This is a genomic window from Phocaeicola sartorii JCM 17136 = DSM 21941 (genome assembly GCF_054653615.1).
In genome coordinates this window covers 777,536-797,288 of sequence record NZ_BAAIFW010000005.1, presented here as the reverse complement: position 1 = coordinate 797,288, position 19,753 = coordinate 777,536, and the positions used below count along the sequence as shown (strand labels likewise).

The 19,753-nt window shown below is 44.8% G+C and carries 10 protein-coding genes; 1 reads left to right on the top strand and 9 read right to left on the bottom strand.

The features are described from left to right. Nucleotides 1-2: 2 nt before the first annotated feature. The 5 genes from ribB to ACYQ0C_RS03475 form a co-directional block, all read right to left on the bottom strand. On the bottom strand, nucleotides 3-617 hold the full coding sequence (gene ribB, locus ACYQ0C_RS03495) for a 3,4-dihydroxy-2-butanone-4-phosphate synthase (protein WP_016278280.1): 615 nt from the start codon (nucleotides 615-617) through the stop codon (nucleotides 3-5). Between the two features lie 121 nt (nucleotides 618-738). Beyond that, nucleotides 739-2,343, bottom strand: a complete 1,605-nt coding sequence (locus ACYQ0C_RS03490) for a DUF5060 domain-containing protein (RefSeq protein WP_016278279.1) — start codon at nucleotides 2,341-2,343, stop codon at nucleotides 739-741. 166 nt (nucleotides 2,344-2,509) lie between these two features. After that, nucleotides 2,510-6,832, bottom strand: coding sequence for a hybrid sensor histidine kinase/response regulator transcription factor (locus ACYQ0C_RS03485; protein WP_016278278.1), 4,323 nt, complete (start codon nucleotides 6,830-6,832; stop codon nucleotides 2,510-2,512). 43 nt (nucleotides 6,833-6,875) lie between these two features. Beyond that, complete coding sequence (locus tag ACYQ0C_RS03480; protein ID WP_016278277.1) at nucleotides 6,876-8,258, bottom strand: MGH1-like glycoside hydrolase domain-containing protein; 1,383 nt, start codon at nucleotides 8,256-8,258, stop codon at nucleotides 6,876-6,878. 159 nt (nucleotides 8,259-8,417) lie between these two features. Further along, nucleotides 8,418-9,098 carry a zinc metallopeptidase gene (locus tag ACYQ0C_RS03475; RefSeq protein WP_005842367.1) on the bottom strand — a complete coding sequence of 227 codons (681 nt, stop codon included), beginning with the start codon at nucleotides 9,096-9,098 and terminating at the stop codon, nucleotides 8,418-8,420. A gap of 211 nt (nucleotides 9,099-9,309) precedes the next feature. Here ACYQ0C_RS03475 and ACYQ0C_RS03470 point away from each other — a divergent pair, with 211 nt between their 5' ends. Beyond that, nucleotides 9,310-10,215 carry an AraC family transcriptional regulator gene (locus ACYQ0C_RS03470; RefSeq protein WP_016278276.1) on the top strand — a complete coding sequence of 302 codons (906 nt, stop codon included), beginning with the start codon at nucleotides 9,310-9,312 and terminating at the stop codon, nucleotides 10,213-10,215. Nucleotides 10,216-10,337: 122 nt separating this feature from the next. Here ACYQ0C_RS03470 and ACYQ0C_RS03465 read toward each other — a convergent pair whose 3' ends face one another. From ACYQ0C_RS03465 to ACYQ0C_RS03450, 4 genes are all read right to left on the bottom strand, one after another. After that, entirely contained in the window at nucleotides 10,338-11,249 is a 912-nt protein-coding gene (locus ACYQ0C_RS03465) for a nucleotidyltransferase family protein (protein ID WP_016278275.1), read from the bottom strand. A gap of 133 nt (nucleotides 11,250-11,382) precedes the next feature. After that, a complete protein-coding gene (gene tamL / locus ACYQ0C_RS03460) occupies nucleotides 11,383-13,725 on the bottom strand; it encodes a translocation and assembly module lipoprotein TamL (protein WP_440137399.1) in 2,343 nt (780 codons plus the stop codon). An 11-nt stretch (nucleotides 13,726-13,736) separates the two neighbouring features. Next, a complete protein-coding gene (locus ACYQ0C_RS03455) occupies nucleotides 13,737-18,395 on the bottom strand; it encodes a translocation/assembly module TamB domain-containing protein (protein WP_016278273.1) in 4,659 nt (1,552 codons plus the stop codon). A 173-nt stretch (nucleotides 18,396-18,568) separates the two neighbouring features. Beyond that, nucleotides 18,569-19,705, bottom strand: a complete 1,137-nt coding sequence (locus ACYQ0C_RS03450; RefSeq protein WP_016278272.1) for a fimbrial protein — start codon at nucleotides 19,703-19,705, stop codon at nucleotides 18,569-18,571. Between the last annotated feature and the right edge of the window lie 48 nt (nucleotides 19,706-19,753).

Below are 19,753 nucleotides of genomic sequence, written 5' to 3'. Positions count from 1 at the left end.
ATTTAAAGGTTATGTTTTTTACGATATTCCTGAATATCCTTAATCGAGACAATTTTCAGGCCGAACCTTGCCGCCACCTCACATAGTTGGGGAAGGCGCGCCATTGTGCCATCTTCATTCAAGATTTCAACAAGAGCCCCTCCGGGTTTCAAGCCTGCCATCCGAGTCATATCCAGTGTGGCCTCAGTATGTCCGTTACGCTCCAACACTCCGTCCTCCGCACCATACAGAGGGAAAACATGACCGGGACGAGCAAATTCGGAAGGATTCAGATTTCCTGCCACCAAAGCTTTTATAGTCGCCGAACGGTCGAAAGCAGAAACCCCCGTAGTACAGCCATATCCTCTTAAATCTACTGACATGGTAAACGGCGTACCTAGCAACGAAGTGTTTTCTTCCGCCATCGGAGCCAGACAAAGTTCTTCACAACGTGAACGTGGCAGAGGAGCACATAACAAGCCTCTGCCATGAGTAATCATAAAATTTACAATTTCGGGAGTGATCTTTTCTCCTGAAACAATAAAATCGCCTTCGTTTTCACGATCTTCGTCATCAACAACGATCAAGACTTTGCCCTGGCGAATATCTTCCAATCCTTCTTCTACTGTATTTAACATTTTAGTATATCTAGGGAATTAATTATACCGCAAATTTAAGCTAAAACAAAAAGAATCGAAAACTATTAGCCTTTTTTATGATTAAAAATTCCAATCATCGCCCACCAGAAGGCTTCTCCCATCATTTCACCTCTGTTATTCTAAGAACAATATAAGGAGTATCCGGAATTCTTACCCCCCGATGCTGTATATCAAAAACACGATAATCCAATTCTTCCGTTGTTTCAAATATTACAGGATATTCCGTGACAGTCATGGCCCATACATCAATAATCTCCACTTTAAAACGCTTATTCTTTTGCAATTTGCCATAATCCGCATTTTTTACCGGAAGATTAAAAGCCCAGAAATCTTTCACATCCTTTCCCATATTGACCAGATAATAGCCCGGTCCGGCAGTAGAAGTAACCAGATCACGACTGATATCCGCCATTTCCAACGGATGGGGAGCAGCCTCAAGGATCGTTCTTAAAAATTTCACCCGTTTCCAGCTTTCACCTTTTAAAGGACCGCCCTGCGCCCAAAAGATAGGCTCGCCCCCCTGCCGGTAACATTCACCGTGAGTGACATAAATTCCTCCCAGCAAACCATTCAAAATAAAATAAGTCATCTGCTGCGGACTTAACCTTCCCCAACGATAAGGCAGATTCCCTTCATACCCAACCTCGTCACAGATAACCGGTTTACGATAGATTTTTCTTAAAGTGGCAGAAGCGGTAGAGCTCAGCACCGGTGCCTCATCCTGTATGCTGACATGGGTAAATTCAGGCATCCAATACTCAAAATAAGTAGCCGTTGCCCCATGAATGGAACATAAATGGCGATAAGGATCATTCTCAACCACGGTTTTCGCCAACATTTTCCAATCGTCCACGGTTTTAGCTTTTACATAATCCCACTCATTCGCCATAGACCACCATACATTTCTAAAAGAAGCCAAACGTGCGGTAATGTATTTAATGTAACGTACATTCACCTCATTCGACATAGCATCAAAGCCCCATCTTCCCTTATCATAAGGATGGAAAAGAATCAAATCCGCCTCAATCCCCAAGCGGTTCAACTGATCTATCCGTTTCTCCAAATGCTGGAAAAAAGCCGGATCAAACTTGTCAAAGTCCCATTCTTTCTTTTCATTTCCCTCTTGGTCTTTTATAATCTTCTTTATTTCAAAAGGATAAAGCGCGGGTTCGTCTTTCACTAATGAATAATTTTTAGGAAACACACACATCCTTACCTTATTGAAACCGGCTTCACCAAACGATTTCAAAGTAGCTTCCTGAGTCGTTTCCTTCATGTGTGTCCATGCATAGGCCGTCGTACCCATCGGATAATAACGGGTGCCATCCGCATATTTAAAGTTATGTTCTCCATCCACCAACACCATGCCATGATTATCTTTTCCGGCGGGCATCACTGTAAAGGTACCTTTCCGACCATTCATGGCCCCTATACTGGAAGATGTGACATACTTCCATTCCCCAGCGGCAGTGGGCATAAACCGTATCCTATAAGTATTCTCACCATCATAAAACCCTTCCACCGTTTTCTTTTCCTTTCCACAAACGAAAGTAGCTGAAAGACGTGTATCAAAAGGATTCCCTTTTGCAGCCTGTTTAAAACTCAGTTCAAACCGATCCCAACACTCCACGCTGTCTTGTGCATTTACTTTTACCACAAAGCTTAACAGCACCCAAACAACCATTACATAAAATTTTGTACTCATCCTATCCTGTATTTAAAAATTATATTCATTCAAAGTCTTCCGGAACTTTTTCACGTTGCGTCAATGAGTGCAAAGGTAGATTTTACCCTTGAGAACCAAAGGTAAAATCTTACATTAATAAGGTGTTTTTTTGCTATATCCTTTCACAAACGACAATAAACGAAACTTAATTGTTATTTTTATACTCAGTCAAGGTCTGATTAAATGCTTTTTTAAATGCCTTGCCAAAGTAACCGGGATCAGAAAAGCCAACCGCAAAAGCCACCTCGGAAAAAGACATGCCACTTTGTATAAAACTCTTCGCTTTATTCAGCCTGTAATTCTTTATATATTCTATCGGAGAAACACCAATGACACCATTCACTTTCCGGTTAAAAACAGAACGGCTCATATTCATAAACTCTGCCAAATCATTAACCCGCAGCCCGGGATTACTGTAATTCTCTTCCATAAAACCTACCAGTTTCTGCATAAACTGCTCATCCAAAGGAACGATTTGTGATACAGGATAAGCAATAGCCTCTATGGGTGCTTTTTCCGGCTGAGCATCATACTTTGACAAGAAAGCCGACTGAAGTGCTTTTCTTTGCGCGATCAAGTTCTCGATTCTTGATTTTAAATAATCGCTGCTGAAGGGCTTAGGTATATAATCATCAATTCCTAATTGCAATCCTTGAATACGGTCTTCAACAGACGACTTCGCAGAAAGGATAACAATAGGGATATCACAAGTGTTGACATTCTCCTTGATGTGCCTGATCAATTCAATGCCATCCATACGCGGCATCATAATATCTGTTATAATAAAGTCCGGAGTTTCTTTTTCCATCTCCTCCAAAGCCATCAAACCATCCGCAACTCCGACAACATGGTAAGCATCCGACAATATGTCACACATAAACTGGCGCAGCTCCGCATTATCCTCCACTACCATCACCTTTACTAAAGGTACCTTTGCCTCCGAAACCATATCCGGCAAAGATGTTCCATCATTTTGTTCCGGTTCCACCAAAGCTGTTTCCTGCTCTTCCGAAGTGTCGTTCAATATATATTCAACATTTGTATCCCGGGCATATATTTCTTTTCCCTTTTGCAAAACCAGCTTGAACACACTTCCTTTCCTGACTTCACTCTCTACCAGAATCTCCCCATGCAGCATTTTAACCAATTCATTCACCAGCGAAAGCCCTATACCCGATGAAGGCTGCATGTCATTTTCCTTGGATATGGTAGTAAAACGCTCAAATATAGACGGTACTTTATCTTTTTGAATGCCAACACCTTCATCTTTCACTGCAATTGAAATAAACTGCCCGCTTTCCGTCACAATCAGCGTTATCGCTTTATTATCCGGTGTGTATTTAAAAGCATTGGAAAGCAAGTTAAAGATAATTTTTTCGAACTTATCACAGTCTATCCATAAAAAGACAGAAGACAACGTTGTCTGAAGAGTGAAATTTATATTCTTCTCTGTAGCCAACAACCGGAAATTATCCATTATATCGTGAAGCATGATCAGGATATCCCGATATTCAACAGTCAAGCCCATTTTTTTATTCTGTATCTTCCGGAAGTCCAGAACCTGGTTAATCAGCAACAACATCCGGCTGATGTTTTTCTGCACCAATTGAAGATGCTGCCGGGCACGGGAGGTCAAAGGTTCCCGGGACAACACTTCGGATACCGGACCGGCTATGAGGGTTAAAGGAGTACGCAGTTCATGTGAGATATCAATAAAGGAACGTACCTTTATTTCCGCTAATCTTTGTTCCATATTTACCTTATGCTTCAAATAATAAATATAGAAAAAGATATATCCGATAGCCAAAGATATCACCAAGATAACAACTATATAAAAAGCCTTAGCCCAACCGGTTTCCCAAAAGGTGGGTAACACCTGTAAAGTAACTGTTTTAACAGCATTCATCCAAATCCCATCCCCATTGGTTGCCTTTATCTGAAATTGATATCTTCCAGCCGGAAGGCTTACAAAACTAACCGAGTTCTTCTTGCCTATATAATACCATTGATTATCATCCAACTTATAAGCATACTCGATGTCCGAAGAATTAGTATAATCCAGCGCAGCAAATGAGATTGTAAAACTCCGCCGCCGGGTAGGAATCTCCAAATAATCCGCATCATTCAATACATGAGATAAATTATCCTCCGAATATTTTATGCCTGTCACTACAATAGGAGATTCATGAGTCTGCTTGACTACACTGTCCGGAGGAAAGACAAGCATACCGCCTTCCGTACCCATTATAATATCTCCTTGCCTGTCCGTAACCGGAAGACATTCACTATAATTAAAAGAGCGATTGAAAAAAGTCTCTCCAAAAGATTCAAAAGTATGATTGTGCACATCAAACAGAGTGATATCCGTTTCCGAACCGATCCATATATTATGATTTTTGTCTTCAATCAAGGCTCTAGCCAACGGAGATGTCTCTTTGCCGAACGACCGGAACCGAAGTTCATCAGATAATAGATTGGATGAAACCAACTTACAAAGGCCACCTCCATAACAATAACAATAGATAGTTTCATCTGTCGTCCGTAAAACAGCCATCACATCAGCACTACACAACCCGTCAGCCGCCTGCGGACGAGGACGGTTAAGATAAAAACGGATGTTTTCATAATCCGAAAAATCGGAAGAAAAAGTGATCAAGCCTTCTATCGTACCCACCAGCATCGTATGACCGGGCCCCTCCACCATGCAACGAACACTGTTGGTACGATTAATAGGAAAACCGGACAACTTATTCTCCGCATGAATAAAACGTATCGTCCCATCTTCCTTTTCCTCAACCAAATTCAATCCGCCACCGTAAGTGCCAATCCAAATACGCCCGTTATGATCCTCATCAATGCATGATATTTTATTGTCACTGATGGAATAAGGATCCGACGGATTATTCATATAATGATATACCTCATAATGATAAGGACGACTCCGAGGAACAAGCTTGAACAACCCGTTCTCCTTACTGCCAATCCAAATGGTCTGAGCCTGATCCTTCTTCATGACATAGATTCCACCTTCTGCAAAAACTGCTTCCGTTTGAATCAGTTCCCCATCAGGCGACAAATAACCCAGTAAGTTTTTCTGTGAATCCATAATACGTATCGTCCCTTTCTTTGTTGCAATCCACAAATGCCCGCCACTATCAAACAGAAATGATTTTGTATCAAAATAATCGTCCAACTCCTTATAAGTATAGGGGTTGGGCGGAAAGAACATTTTTATAAATGAGCGCTGGGACTTGATCCACAAATTATTTTGTTTGTCAACATAAGTTGTTTTAATAATAGGAGAATAAGGAATATGATTTCTTCCCGGCGTAAAATAAACTTTCAGTTCCCGGCTCTTTTCATCATAATAACTGAATATACCTTTATAAGGAATAGTCCAGACCACTCCATTAGGATCTTCATAAATAAAGAGTTCATTTTCCGGAGAAGAAGCCACGTATTCGGAAGGAGTATTCAAATATTGTTTCACTCCGGTTTCCGGATCAAGCCGGATAATTCCCGGCAATCCGGTAAAGATCCATAGAAAGCCTTTAGCATCCTGATAGACTTTTCTCACAGCCGCATCCTCATGTTCCGGAAGAGAGAAATCATATTTCTCCATCGTCAGGTCAGGAAAACGGCAGACGTACAAGCCTTCATCGGACAAAACAGCCAGTTTATTGTCTTTCAAAGCCTTTATTCCGTTTATATGCTGGATCTTCTCTTGAAAAGGAACAATATTGAATTGCATGGTATGTACATCATAATAGGCTAACCTGCCATTCTGTGCAGCAAGAAAAACAAGGTTATCCATAGTTTCGAACATAGAAAAGGGATATGAACTAATGGTCCGCTTGCCCAATATGCTAACCCCCTTGTCACTAAACACCCATTCCTCTCCCTGTTTATCTTCAAAGACCTTGCTGACTTTCCCCAGTTCCACATCATCAATCGCTGTAATATACTGAATTCCCGAAGGGATAGTACACTCTTTATCTGAAATTCTGAAACACCCTCCATTATTTAAAGTAGCCCAAGTAACCCCTTTGGATAAAGGATACAAATTTTCTATTTGCAACGGAGTATTAAAATGTTGTTCATACTGTTTCAGCACATTGATCAGCTTATTCTCACGAATATCATATAAATACAGGCTATGACGATCGTATGCAATCATCCATAAATTGCCGTCGGCCGTATTCTCCAGCCGCTGCATGTGCTGGTTCAAAAGAGAATCAAACTGAAAAGTTTCGAAATCGCGTCCATCAAACCGGCTCACCCCATTCCAGGTGCTGACCCATATAAAACCATTATGCCCTTGAAGTATTTGTGCCGGATTACTCTGAACCAACCCGTCTCTCACAGTATATTGGCGTGCGACACAAATAGGCTGTGCTTTAGCACCCCCCCAATAAAGAAGTAAGAACAAAGCACACCATATATATTTTAACTTTATTGTGTTTTCCATCATCAAATTATTCTAAAGGCCGGTACAACGAAAACGGTTCTGCCTAGAATTCACAAACAAACGGTTTCCCATCCAACCATGCAGCCATATTCAACACCAGTAAATTCCAGTTCTGAAAACCTTTATTCAATACCGGCTCACCATTATCAGGCAGATAATATTCATGTAATGCCCCAAAGCGTTCATAGTCACGTCCCAAAAGTAAAATGGTCTTTTCCGCCAATTCCCGGGCCTCTTCCGTAAATCCATATTTCACCAATCCACGAAAGACCAGATAATTCACATTAATCCAAACCGGACCCTGCCAGGAAGACGGATTCCCACTGGCATGTACATTATACATTTTTTCCAAAGGAGACAACGTACGGATTCCCGCCGGAGCGTTAAAGGAGCAAGTATCATGAAAATGAATCCGCACTATTTCCTTTGCTTGCTCAGGAGTGGCTATTTCAGCCCACATTGCCATAAATCCACTCCACACACTAAGACGCTGGATCAAACAATCATAATCACGCGGCTGCCCTACGTGTAAAAATAGTTGTCCCGGGTGCAGCCCCTTTATATCCGGTTTCTCCACCGGAAGCAGATTCAAATCCACACTATAATAAAAACGGTCACGCGGGTCCCAACAGTGCTCTTGTACCTTTTCTTTCAATACCGCCGCTTCTTTCTCAAAGGAAACTGCTATATCATCCAAATTCAGACAGCCGGCCAAGTATGCCATAGCCTGTAATTCGCGATACATCAACGCGTTCAAGAAGATGGATCCCGAACTGCCCTGAGGACGATAAAACGTACTGGGATCATTATCAACTCCGATAGCCTCATCAGTTTCCCAATAGAATAACCCGGTAGCCTTGTGACGATGGAAATTCAAATATTTACAGACAAATGCCTGCAACGTATAAAAATCATCGCGCAACCACTCCGCATCCCCGTTCATATTGCGGACAATAAAGGCGGCATGTTGTGCCAATGTAGGTTTATGCATATTGCTTTTCCAAGGATTTCGTGTCTTCAACATTTCTTCGCGGCTAGGGGCATTCCGTTCTATCCAGATAGGGATCCAACCGTCCATACCTCCATAGTGCAAGGAATTGAGGACGCATCCCTGTTCATACTTCAGGGCCTCCTGCTTATCCTTTTCCGTGCCGTTCTCTAATAAGATTTGACGCAGAGCGATGTTGCTCAACCAAGAGTCCCAATCCCACAGCATATCCAAATATTGATTACTTCCCGGAGCAAGGAACGGAAAGATTAAAGCTCCTCCGGCTTCACGATACATACCTTTCATATCTTTATAAATATGAGTACGGCACAATGCTTTGTATTTTGCAATATTCTCGGGAGTACGTTCCGGCATTTGTGCATTTAGCATAAACGGGAAACAACATATTGTTAAAAAGACCAGTAATTGTTTTTTCATAGGTATTATTTCATTTTGCTGACGGGACAAAAATACAAATTAAAACGAAAAGAAAAAGAGATTAAAACAAAAATTATTTCGAAACAAATCAAAGTATAACCAGAAAGGGCCGCCCGCAGGCAGCCCTCTATAATAAAAATATATTTCCCTTACAAGGTCTTAGTCGCGACGTCCCATATAAATCATTATATAGTAAATCAGTGTAGCCAACGAACTAAGTGCCGCAACCACATACGTATAAGCAGCCGAACGCAACGCATCCTCTGCCGCATGATGGTTATATGAATTTGTAATTCCGGCCTTGCTCAACCATACCAACGCACGCTGGCTGGCATTGATCTCAACAGGCAACGTAATAAAGCTGAAAAGAGTGGTCATGGCAAAAAGACAAATACCTGCCAGTAATAATTGTGGGAAAGTATTCACCATCAAAATACCTGCCAGTAACACCCAAGTCATAATGGAAGATGAGAACTGCACCACAGGCACCAAAGCCGAGCGCATCTTTAGCGGAGCGTATGCACGCGCATGTTGCACGGCGTGTCCGCATTCGTGGGCGGCAACTGCCGCAGCAGCCACACTGTTACTTCCATATACCCCTTCACTAAGGTTCACCGTTTTGTTTGCCGGATTATAATGGTCGGTCAGCATACCCGGAGTGCTGGTTACACGCACGTCATAGATACCGTTATCATGCAACATTTTTTCAGCCACATCCTTTCCTGTCATGCCGCTGGCCAAAGGCATTTTTGAGTATTTTTTAAACTTACTCTGCAGACTGTTCTGCACAATATAACTGATTACCGCAATTCCAATAAATAAAATCCAATACATTGACATAGCTTTGTTCTTTATAATTCTGTTGTTAAATATACATGTTATTATGTACAAATAGTTTGCCAGTCTCCCCCTTTTAAATAGAATTAAGAATTCCTGCCATCAAGCTCCTCCGGATTCACATCCGTCAATTTCAATTAAAAAATTATATTATGAAAAAAAAAGAGTGGATTATTGACTTTTGATTTATACATTTGAGGCAAAATTAAGAAATATGGAACATGAAATTGGAAACATATCCATTGCCCGTATCCGACAGATGAATCCCGGTTTAAAAGGGATTAACAATGATTTCGTAATGGATAGAAGCGAGCATTACATACCCGAGAATATGAATCCCATCTTTAAATACCCACTACGGCTGGATGGGATCATTATCTCCATCCGTGAGAAAGGCTCCGCCAAAGTCAATATCAATTTACGGGAATATGACATTGAGAAAAACGATCTGATTATTTGTGCTCCTGGCGATATCCTACAGTCCATCTTGTCACCGGGCATTCATTTGTCACAAATGTTTTTAATATCATCCGATTTTTTAAAAGAGATGTATATCAACCTGAACAGTTTCATGCCATTTTTCATCTCATTGAAAGAGAATCCTAAATTCCATTTGATGGAAGAAGAGGTACAGGAACTGAATTCATTCTATCAGCTGATAGAAGAGACGGTAAGCCGGAACGACAATTTCAAGACAGAAATCGTACGCCGACTAATGGGAGCCTATTTATACAAGATAGGCTCCATCCTTCATAGGAGACAACCGGAATTCCTTTCCGAGAGCCCCAAATCACTGAAAAGAGAAGAGGTATTGTTCAATCAGTTCATCAACCTGCTGACCGAACACCACCGTAAAGAAAGACGCGTGGATTTTTATGCGGAACAATTGTTCCTGAGTCCCAAGCATTTCTCCACCGTAGTAAAGAAAGTAAGCGGAAAGACTGCCGGAGAATGGATTGACGAATATGTGATACTGGAAGCCAAAGCGTTGCTGAAATACTCCGTTATGTCCATTCAGGAAGTATCCTACTTTATGAATTTCCCGAACCCTTCCTTCTTTGGCAAATATTTCAAGCACCATACCGGACTGTCTCCCAGCGAATACAAGATGCAACAATGAAAGCAGGAGACCAAAGAATTTAATCTTTAAAGTGACAGTGACCCAAAAGGGCTGTCCGATTTTTCAGACAGCCCCCGAAAGTAAATTATAATAGGTGTGACCACAGACCACACTACCTCATCTTAAAATAACTTCGCAGGATATTCACCGGCATCCACCAATGCCTGGATCTTATCAACTACACTCTGGCGGTCTTCTGGATAAGTTACCCCGAACCACTTGCTGGTAGTGTCCAGTACCTCAACCGTAGCGGTACCATCATTAATCAACTTATCCACCATCAACGGAATAAAGAATTCACTCTTCAAGTTTTCCATATTTTTGGGATCGCTCAAGAATGTTTTAAAGAATTCCTGACTGTAAGCAAAGTAATCAGGTGTAAAACCCCAGAAGTTCATACTCACCGGAGTTGTATCGGGAGTAGCTGTCCATTCACCGTTATCGTCAATATACTTCACTTCCCCGTCCATGCGCTGAATCTTGGTACGCTCTACCACGGAAGTCAGCAAATGATCGGCATTGGTTCCGCAGATACCGCGGGATACTGTTCCACTCTCGCTCAATGTATTTCCTACGCGGAAGCCCACCATAGAATAGGTATTCTTAGCACCTTCGGGCAATGCGGAAAGGAACTTGCCCATCACCTGGAACGAGTCGCGTCCATAGAAATCATCGCAGTTGATTACCGCAAACGGTTCCTGTATCACATCAGCTCCCATCATGACAGCATGGTTCGTCCCCCATGGTTTGGTACGTTCTGCAGGACAAGTAAATCCTTCCGGCAGATTGTCCAAAGCCTGGAACACCAGTTCACAAGGAATATGACCTTCATATTTAGAGATAATCTTTTCACGAAAATCTTGCTCAAAATCTTTACGGATAACAAAGACCAGTTTTCCAAAGCCGGCGTTGATAGCGTCATAAATAGAATAATCCATAATAGTTTCGCCGTTAGGACCCAGACCATCCAATTGTTTCAATCCTCCGTAACGGCTACCCATACCAGCCGCCAATAAAAATAAAGTTGGTTTCATAGTTTATTTATTTAAAATTGAATATTTGATGGCACAAAGCTACAAAATAATACGGAGGAAAAAGCTACATTCCGTTCAAATTCGAACACAAATTAATCATTTCCCTCCTTTTGACGCAAATCAAACCTTATTTTTAAAAAGGATAGCCGATGGCAAAGTGTAATCCCAGTCCGTCCTTAAACTTTGGAATATTATAATATCCCTTCTTGCCGGTGTCATACGGATCATGAAGAGCAATCCCCAGATCCAGGCGGATCACCAGAAAAGTAAGGTCATAACGCAACCCCACCCCAGTACCCAAAGCTACACTTTTAGCAAAATTACGAAGAGTAAGCAAACCGCCGGGGCGTATATTCTCACCTTCCTCATTCTTTTGTTCACGCAGCAGCCACACATTTCCCGCGTCCAGAAAAGCTGCCCCGTACAAATCACCCAGGATAGGGAAACGGTATTCCACATTCGCTTCCAGCTTCACATCTCCGGTTTCATCCAGATAACCATACTGTTTATCTTCGGGACGATAAGAACCGGGACCGATAGAGCGCACTGTAAACGCACGGATACTGTTGGCTCCCCCAATATAGAACTGCTCGCTGTAAGGCGCTACAGTCTGGTTTCCGTATGCATACAAAATCCCCCCCATCAAACGAGTGGCTATATGCTGTTTCTCTCCGACTTTAAACAAACAACGCACTTCGGATGTCATTTTAAGGAATTGCGCATAAGGACTTTTCAATAACTCCTTCTCTGTTTCCTTGAATCCTTTCCCAAAAGCAGCATACACCAACGAAGTCAGATTACCTGCCGAAGTAAAGGAAGTCTCCCACCATAAATTATTGCGTTTCTTCAACGGGGCATTATCATACGTAAACGTATAACTCATAGCCGGGATAAACTGATTTCCCAAACTGATTTTCAAGCTCCGGTTCTTGTCCACTATCGTATCAAAACGTGTAGTAGTATGCTGCAACGTATTAAATGCCAGTCTGAAAGGAGTCACCGTATGTTTCCATACCCGCGAAGGCTGGAAATCGTATGACACCGTTCCACCGAAAGAAAGCATTTTAAAGAAACGGGCACGATTCAGCTGATTTATATACAATTTGAATGAAGTATGCTGTGGAAAGCGTGAGCGCATGATTTTTTTATTCATCCACGGCAACACCAAACGAGGATACTCCAATGAGAAAGAAGTTCCCAGCTCGTACGAATTCAATTTAGAACTGTTTCCATCCGCCGTGGAATTGGTCTGCCATTCGTATGACCCTTTCAACTGGAAAGAAAGCGTGGCGGCTGTACGCATGAAATTCTTCCGTGAGAGGCTGAAAATCGCTCCGGGGCCCGTCTGATCCGTACTTTTGGTAGTCACATTAAATTCCAGTTCACCGTCATACGGCAAATCGAATGTAGCATTCATCCGCACATTCAGCGTATCGCACCCCGGCAATGTATCTTGCGGAGCATAACGGAACTCGGCAAATTTGAAAATGCCGAGACGCGCCAGAGCCTCCTGCGTGAAATTCTGGCGGGCTTGGGAATAAAGCTGCCCCTTCTGGTAAAAGAAGCGCTTGGCCAATACACCGGGACGGATACCGGGTTTCTTACCGCTATAATGTAAGGTCATTCCCGGAAAAACAATGGAATCGGTAGGCTCCTCTCCTTTATATCCGGTGAGATAAACAGAGGTATTCCCTATATAATAAGGTCTTTTCGCGTCGGCAGGCACACCGGCTTTCGGAACCACCTGCAAACTGACCATTCCCGGTTTGCGCAAGGTATCCGCCCGGAAAGTGATAAATTCGGGACGGAAATAATAATAGCCATTGTTACGGAAAAGGGTACTCAGCCGCTGGCGTTCCTCCTCCAGTTTCAGCACACTGAAATTATCCCCTTTACGCAATACCCTCTGGTCATAAGTGGCCCTGATCAGACTATCGGCGCGAGGAGGGTATTTCAGATACATGACAGAATCCAGATAGTAAGGGTTCGCCATATCGATCTTATAACTCAGTTTGGCTTTCCGGGGATTCTTCAACGAGTCCACAGAATACGTCACCGCACCATTGAAAAAGCCATAATCGTGCAACAGGTTGGTCGCCACCTTCACACGGGTCTCCGGATTCACCGTAGACAAATACACCGGAGTGGATCCCAGCTTGTTGAAGATCCAATGTCCCACTCCCTTTTTATCCTGATATTTCACAAAGTCATTGTATATCCACAAGCCGAAGGGAATGGGAAAACGCAAAGAGTTACTTCCCAAAATGGCATTATTGGGAGGATAAGACAAAGCGGCCTCCACCTCTTCCAAGGTCTGGACACCGGCAGGGGTCTTGTCCTCATTCACAATCTCCATATTCTTCACACCGACATACAGTGTTTCGTCTTCCGGCAAGTTCTTGGTAGTAGAGCAGGCAGCCGTCACCAGCAGCAATGCCGATAATAGAAGCAGGTTTATGTTATGTTTTCTCTTCATATCTCCAACGATCATTTTTTCTTCTTAGACTTGAAAATAAACAGTTCGCCCAAGTGGCTCATCTTCTTGCGAAGCACAATACCCACCCCGGTCTCTATGATCTCACCTTCCAGCACACTCTCATAGTTCTTGTCGTGGAAGAGCTTGACATACCGGGTACCGCTGTTGTCCAAACGGTATTCTATGGATACATTATCAATAAATGTCTCGTCCTGCTGTACCGTACTTCCGGTAGAGACTTTCCCCCCCACCACTATACGGAAGCGGTTGTTCCAGAAACGTTTGGCGAACTGGAAATTATAATCCGTACGTTTTCCGCCACTATCGGCGTCATCCACGGTTTCCATCCCCACATTGATATCCAGCGCTTTTCCGGCAATATTCGAGATCTCGCTCTGCAAGAATGAGTTCAAGGCATTATTCACATTAAATCCTCCCGTCGAGTTTCCTTCCGCCATATACATTCCGGTCACCAGCATGGTGACCGCCAGTTTTCCCCGTTCCTCCACCGACATGGCATTCAGCTGGTCCTGCACTGACGCATCCTCGGGAGCCGAAAGGGTAAACGCCAGCCCCAGATTCTCCAACCGCTGGCTCAAAGCGATCCCGACATCAAACCCGACCATACGCGAAGTCTTCCCATCCTCGCCCACCGAAGCACGGACCCTTTCGGTTGCGGTAATGTTCAGCTGCGGATTCATGATATTCCCCGTCCACTCCACATAACTGCCATTCTGGATATTAAACGTCTTCAGCGGAATAATCGGAATCTGGTATTTCATCTCCCCGCTCATCAGGGAATACCGTCCGGTCAGCAACATATCCCCCTGAGGAGTATATTGGAATGACAAGTCTCCGCCTCCTTCCAGCAACATATAGTTGGAGCCGTCTGGCACCAGATCCACACGTGCCTGCACCGCCTGGTCTATATGCATGGTCATGGCCACATCCATCCCTCCCAAAGATATTTGCTGGACGGAAGAGTCCTCCACCGATGTCGTGTCGTTGAAATTGACAAAAGTCACCATATCCCCCAGACGGTCGTTCACCGTCAAAGGAGAGTCTTTCAGAACGTAAGTCACATTGGTCTTTCCCAATATGTTCATGTTCCCCCGCATCACCAGTTCCTCCACCGGGCCGCGCAGCGTTGCGTTAAAGTCCACATACATCTTGCCGTAGATCATAGCCCGCTTGGTACGGGGAGCATTCAACAATTCATAATTCTCGGCGTGCATTTTAAGGTTCACCGCCGTCCGTTCCAAGTCCGAGAAATCCACCTCACCGTTAATAGTAAAAGGTGTCTTGCCTCTGGTGAATATATCGAAGTCCTTGAACATCATCTTGCTGTTCACCACCTGCACCGGCTCATTATCAAAACGGAACATGGCAGACATTTCCGGCATGAAGAAAGTCACGGAATCCAACGCCAGCTCCCCGTTCAGCAGAGGTTTGGCCGGATCCCCCTTCATGGACAGCGTTCCGTCAATGTCCCCGTCCAGTTCCACCATACGGTCGGGCACAAACGGATTGGCTACATTCAGCGGAAAATGTTCGAAAGCTATATCCGCGCTCAGGCTTCCCGTTCCTTCCTCCGCAGGCAGATAGATACCTCCCAGATGGGCTATCTCCTCACCATCACGACGTATATAGGCATCCAGATGATGATCCTTTGCCTCACCGGGCAGATACACGCCGCCCAGCTCCCAATTTCCCAGCGCGCTGCCTTCATACTTGAAGTCATTTATACGCAGGTCACTGCTCACCATCATATTCGGACCGGAATCTATATAATGCGCTTCCGCCCCGATCCATCCTTCCATATCGGGCATATAGGGAAGGATACGCCGGAACTCTTTCAGGCTGATGCGTGAAAGTTCCACCGTCATGTCCTGTTTGGCTATGGTATCTTCCCGATTGGTATAGAAGCTGAGTCCGGTCCCCTGCTCGTCATGCAAGTTCAGCTGGGCATGAATCCGCCCGTTGTCAGCCAGGTAAATATAGTTATTTTTATTCACGGTAAAAGGGCGGTACACCAACGTGGGGTGCTCGGGAAAAACCTTCATGCGTATGCCGTGGCGGCGCAGGTCGGCCATCACGCCCATATATACCCCCTGTTCCTTACGGGCATTCAGATACTGCACCAGCAACTGGGCGCTGTTGTTTCCCACATTTCCCTCCAGCGTCACATCAAACGCCTCCTGCCCCGGCTTGGGTCCGTTCACCACTCCGCTCAGCATAGTTATGCCATTCAGGTCCTGCTGTACATCCAGATAAATGGTGTCCAAGGTCAGACTGTCCGTACGCAATCCATATAAATAAGCCTCCCCGTTCAGTCCCTCCGCCGGAGATGAATCCATATCCATGAACAGACGGCTGTATGACCATCCCATCATAGACAGATAATTGGCTATCGGATTATCGGGACCGGAGGATATTTTCAGGCATAGTCCCGGAAGGAATTCCCGGAGTTCCTCCTGTTCAATGTGTTTGCTTTCCCATTGTTCCGCCAGTTTTTTCATCAGCAGGTCCGCCCTGCCGGAGATGTATTCCATGTGTCCTGCTCCTTCCAGACTCAAATCCAGATCCCCCGCACGCAGATATGCCAAAGTGGAATCTCTGGAAGTGCTGAATCCGGCAAACAGGTCCTTGGAATGAGAAGTGCGTTTGGCCGTGACAATCGTGGCATTCGTCATCTCGGCCTCTACGGCATACCGCTTTCCGAGATCACTGCTGAAACGGATTCCCAGGTGCTGGGAGGTCTGGAAACGGGTATCCATCAGATGAAGTGCCTGCCAATCCAGATGCGCCACCTCCATTTTCAAGTCGCCAGAAACATCATGAGGTTTCAAGATACCATCCAGATGCGCCTTGACATCCATGGCCCAGTTTTTCGCCGCCAGTGAAGCATAAACCTTCGATTTCTCCAGTCCGGCAGCCAGTGAAATCCCTGTCAAATGATAACTGCCATAATGGAAACGGTCTATACTACCCTCCGCATTGAAATAAGTACGGGGGGAGAAAAAGTCAAAGCCTTCTCCTTCCACTTTCAGACGGGTGGACAGAGTGTACAAAGAATCGGCAGGCATAAACTGGTGCAGGTCAAAATGATTGACAGCCAAGTCAGCCTCATACCTGTCACGCGACCAATCGTATCTGGCAAACAGACGGGCCGCCCGTTCCATCTTGAAATCATCCGCCACGGAGATGCTGTCATTATAAACCGTCATAGGAAGGGTATCGGCCGCAGCCACCGCCTGGGCTTCGGGCTGCATCAGCAGCAAGTCCGTGCCCATTTTAGTGCCCGCCATCGTAAATTTGCCTTCCAAGCGCGTTCCGTATGGAATCTCTATCCCTTCGGCCAACGTGGAGACAAACTTCAAATCCTTGGTTTCGGCTTCCAGGGTGATATCCCCTCCGCGCAACAGGCTGTCCGTCAGATAGGTCAGCTCGCCCCGGGCGAACAATTCCATCGCTCCGGGCAGTTCGGCGGTCAGAGTCGTCAGTTTCAGCTTGTTCAAATCTCCGTCGATCCCCGTACGGATGCGCAAGGGTTCGGAGGGATACTGCCGGACAAACTTTTCATCCATGCTTCCCATGAATCTCACCACATCCGGTTTTCCGATATCGGCCATCAGGCGTGCGGACACCAAGCCTTCGTGCTTGAAATCCAAAGCATCCCAGTCCATCGCAGCATTCAGTTCCAGATAAGAATCCCGGGTCTCCAGTTTCAATGAAGGCACGCGCAGCACCTTGTCTTTGGAGAACAGCCGTCCGGTGGTAGAGATGATTTCCAGTCCCGAACGCTCTTTCAGCACAAACCGGCTGATTATGGCTTTCATATTCCTTCCCTCGTAGTGCAGGGAATCCAGTTTCACACCGATATCCGTCAGCACGATATGAGACGGATCCAGCCCGGCGGGCAGACTGTCGGCAGGTGCAGCAGCTGCCGGTTGTCCGCTGTCATAGCGCACACGTCCGTTCTTTAGTTGGAACGTTTGCAGCGAATAGGCCGATTTATGCAAGTCTATCAAGCCGTCGCGCAGTGTGGCATTATCCAGCGAAGCCGCCAATGACAAGCTGTCCAGAGGCATATCCAGTGCAAAGGATACATTCTGCAAATCAATATCCTGCAATATTATTTTCCAATAGGTGGTGTCGCTTGCAGCCGTATCGGCGGCAGCGGTATCATTCAGGCAGAGGGACAAATCCGTATCTTTCAGCAAGACTTTGTTGACGATAGCGGTTTCGGGATCCAGCGCCACGCCATGGCTGGAGATGAACAATTCCCCCAAGGTACCGTTCAGTTTCATGCCATGTATCAGGTCATTGGAATTTACCGTGGCTCCCTGCAGGGATATGCCATCCACTTCCACCTGCTTTTTCAGCAGTGGGAGCAACTGCACATTCACTTGGAGGCGGCGTACGCTGAGCAACGTATCATTATGCGGAGAAGCGGCATCTACATCGGTCACCACCAGATTCAGCGGAAATGACAAAGAGATACGCCCTACGGAGATATTCATACCGGTAGCCTCCGAGGCATATACAGCAGCTTTGTCCACCAGAAAATTCTGAATAGGTGGCAGGTAAATCAATATACATAAAATGATGAACAGAATGAACGGAGATGCTATCGTCCACAATGTCCAACGAACATATTTCTTCTTCATTGAGTGTCTGTACAAGTATTCCTGCAAATTTAAACAATTTTATCGGCATAATGGTTGACAAAGTTCCGCTTTTATCTGTTGTTTCCCATAAATTAATAAAAAAGCCTCGGAACGAGAGAATACAGGCCTCAAAGCAGCCTCTCAGAAGAAAAAACCGTGAAAGGGGGTGACTTTCATTCTGCGGTACGGGTGATGGTCACGTCCACATCCACATCACCGGATACAGAATGGCCACGTGAACCCACTGCCTCTTTCAGTTTGATATGCAACTGATAGTGATAGTTCCGGTAGATACTATAATCAGTGACAGCGGAAGTGGAAATAGTAGTCGGTACCTCGGAGACCGACACCTCTTCATTACCTATATAAATCGTGACTGTCTTTGAGACACCGTTACCGTTTTTTCCAGTTAAGGTAACAGTAATCCGAGTGGCATTATCCCGTGAAGCCACTATATTTTCATAGACATATTTTTCGGAAAAGAGAGAGAGTGCGCTGGCGTCATGAGCCGGAACGTCTCCACCTCTCATATAAAGGTTGTAAGATTTTTGTTGCCCACCATCCTCAAAATAAGAGGAAGGACCGACAGTCATTCCTTGAAACAAGGCAACCTTATTGGCGCAGGAAGTCATTGTGACCTTATTTACAATCCATTCTGCATTATAGCCTTCTGCACGGATAATGTCGGCATCTATCTTGGCACAGGTACGTACCAGTTCTATCGTAGATTGAAAGATCTCGCTTCCATCAAACTTCTGAGCAGTGACGATGGTAGAAATGCCTCCGGACATTAAAACCGGAGAATCCGTATAAGAAGCGTCCAGTAAATCTGCCGTAGTCGTTTCAGCGGTCTTTATAAAAGAAGACAAATCACTGACTGTGGTGAACTTCCTCGAAGAATAATAGCAATCCTCATTGGCTATGACGTATATCTTTTTTTCGCCGGTGGTAACCAGTTTGCCTAATTTAAACGCTCCGTTCTCATACGTCAACGGATCACCCGGATCACTACCAGGAACATTCCAAGTACCGTTACCGTTATTGTCTATACGTCCATTGAACTCGCATGACCACGAGGGTATGCCGGGCATAACCAGCGCATTGTGTTTGAACACAACGATACGGATACTTTTTATGCCCTCCCGTCCTGTATTTGCTGTAGAGCCTATCGCTGCCGCCCGGGCCGTCATCACTACCTCCACGGGAACTTCGCCTTCGGGCAACTGTATATATTCCTTATCCTGACATGAGCCGGACAACAGGATAACCATAGCTATGAGACAATATGCCTGTACTTTTCTTAGTGTCATAATCGTTCTTCTTTTTGTTAGTTCCCGTCCGCTCCTTGATGAAGCGGA

Bases quoted from the DNA above. Each gene is read 5' to 3' on its own strand.
- ACYQ0C_RS03470 (WP_016278276.1), top strand. From the start codon at position 9,310: ATGGAACATGAAATTGGAAACATATCCATTGCCCGTATCCGACAGATG.
- ACYQ0C_RS03485 (WP_016278278.1), bottom strand. From the start codon at position 6,832: ATGGAAAACACAATAAAGTTAAAATATATATGGTGTGCTTTGTTCTTA.
- ACYQ0C_RS03450 (WP_016278272.1), bottom strand. From the start codon at position 19,705: ATGACACTAAGAAAAGTACAGGCATATTGTCTCATAGCTATGGTTATC.
- ACYQ0C_RS03455 (WP_016278273.1), bottom strand. From the start codon at position 18,395: ATGAAGAAGAAATATGTTCGTTGGACATTGTGGACGATAGCATCTCCG.
- ribB (WP_016278280.1), bottom strand. From the start codon at position 617: ATGTTAAATACAGTAGAAGAAGGATTGGAAGATATTCGCCAGGGCAAA.
- tamL (WP_440137399.1), bottom strand. From the start codon at position 13,725: ATGAAGAGAAAACATAACATAAACCTGCTTCTATTATCGGCATTGCTG.
- ACYQ0C_RS03480 (WP_016278277.1), bottom strand. From the start codon at position 8,258: ATGAAAAAACAATTACTGGTCTTTTTAACAATATGTTGTTTCCCGTTT.
- ACYQ0C_RS03490 (WP_016278279.1), bottom strand. From the start codon at position 2,343: ATGAGTACAAAATTTTATGTAATGGTTGTTTGGGTGCTGTTAAGCTTT.
- ACYQ0C_RS03475 (WP_005842367.1), bottom strand. From the start codon at position 9,098: ATGTCAATGTATTGGATTTTATTTATTGGAATTGCGGTAATCAGTTAT.
- ACYQ0C_RS03465 (WP_016278275.1), bottom strand. From the start codon at position 11,249: ATGAAACCAACTTTATTTTTATTGGCGGCTGGTATGGGTAGCCGTTAC.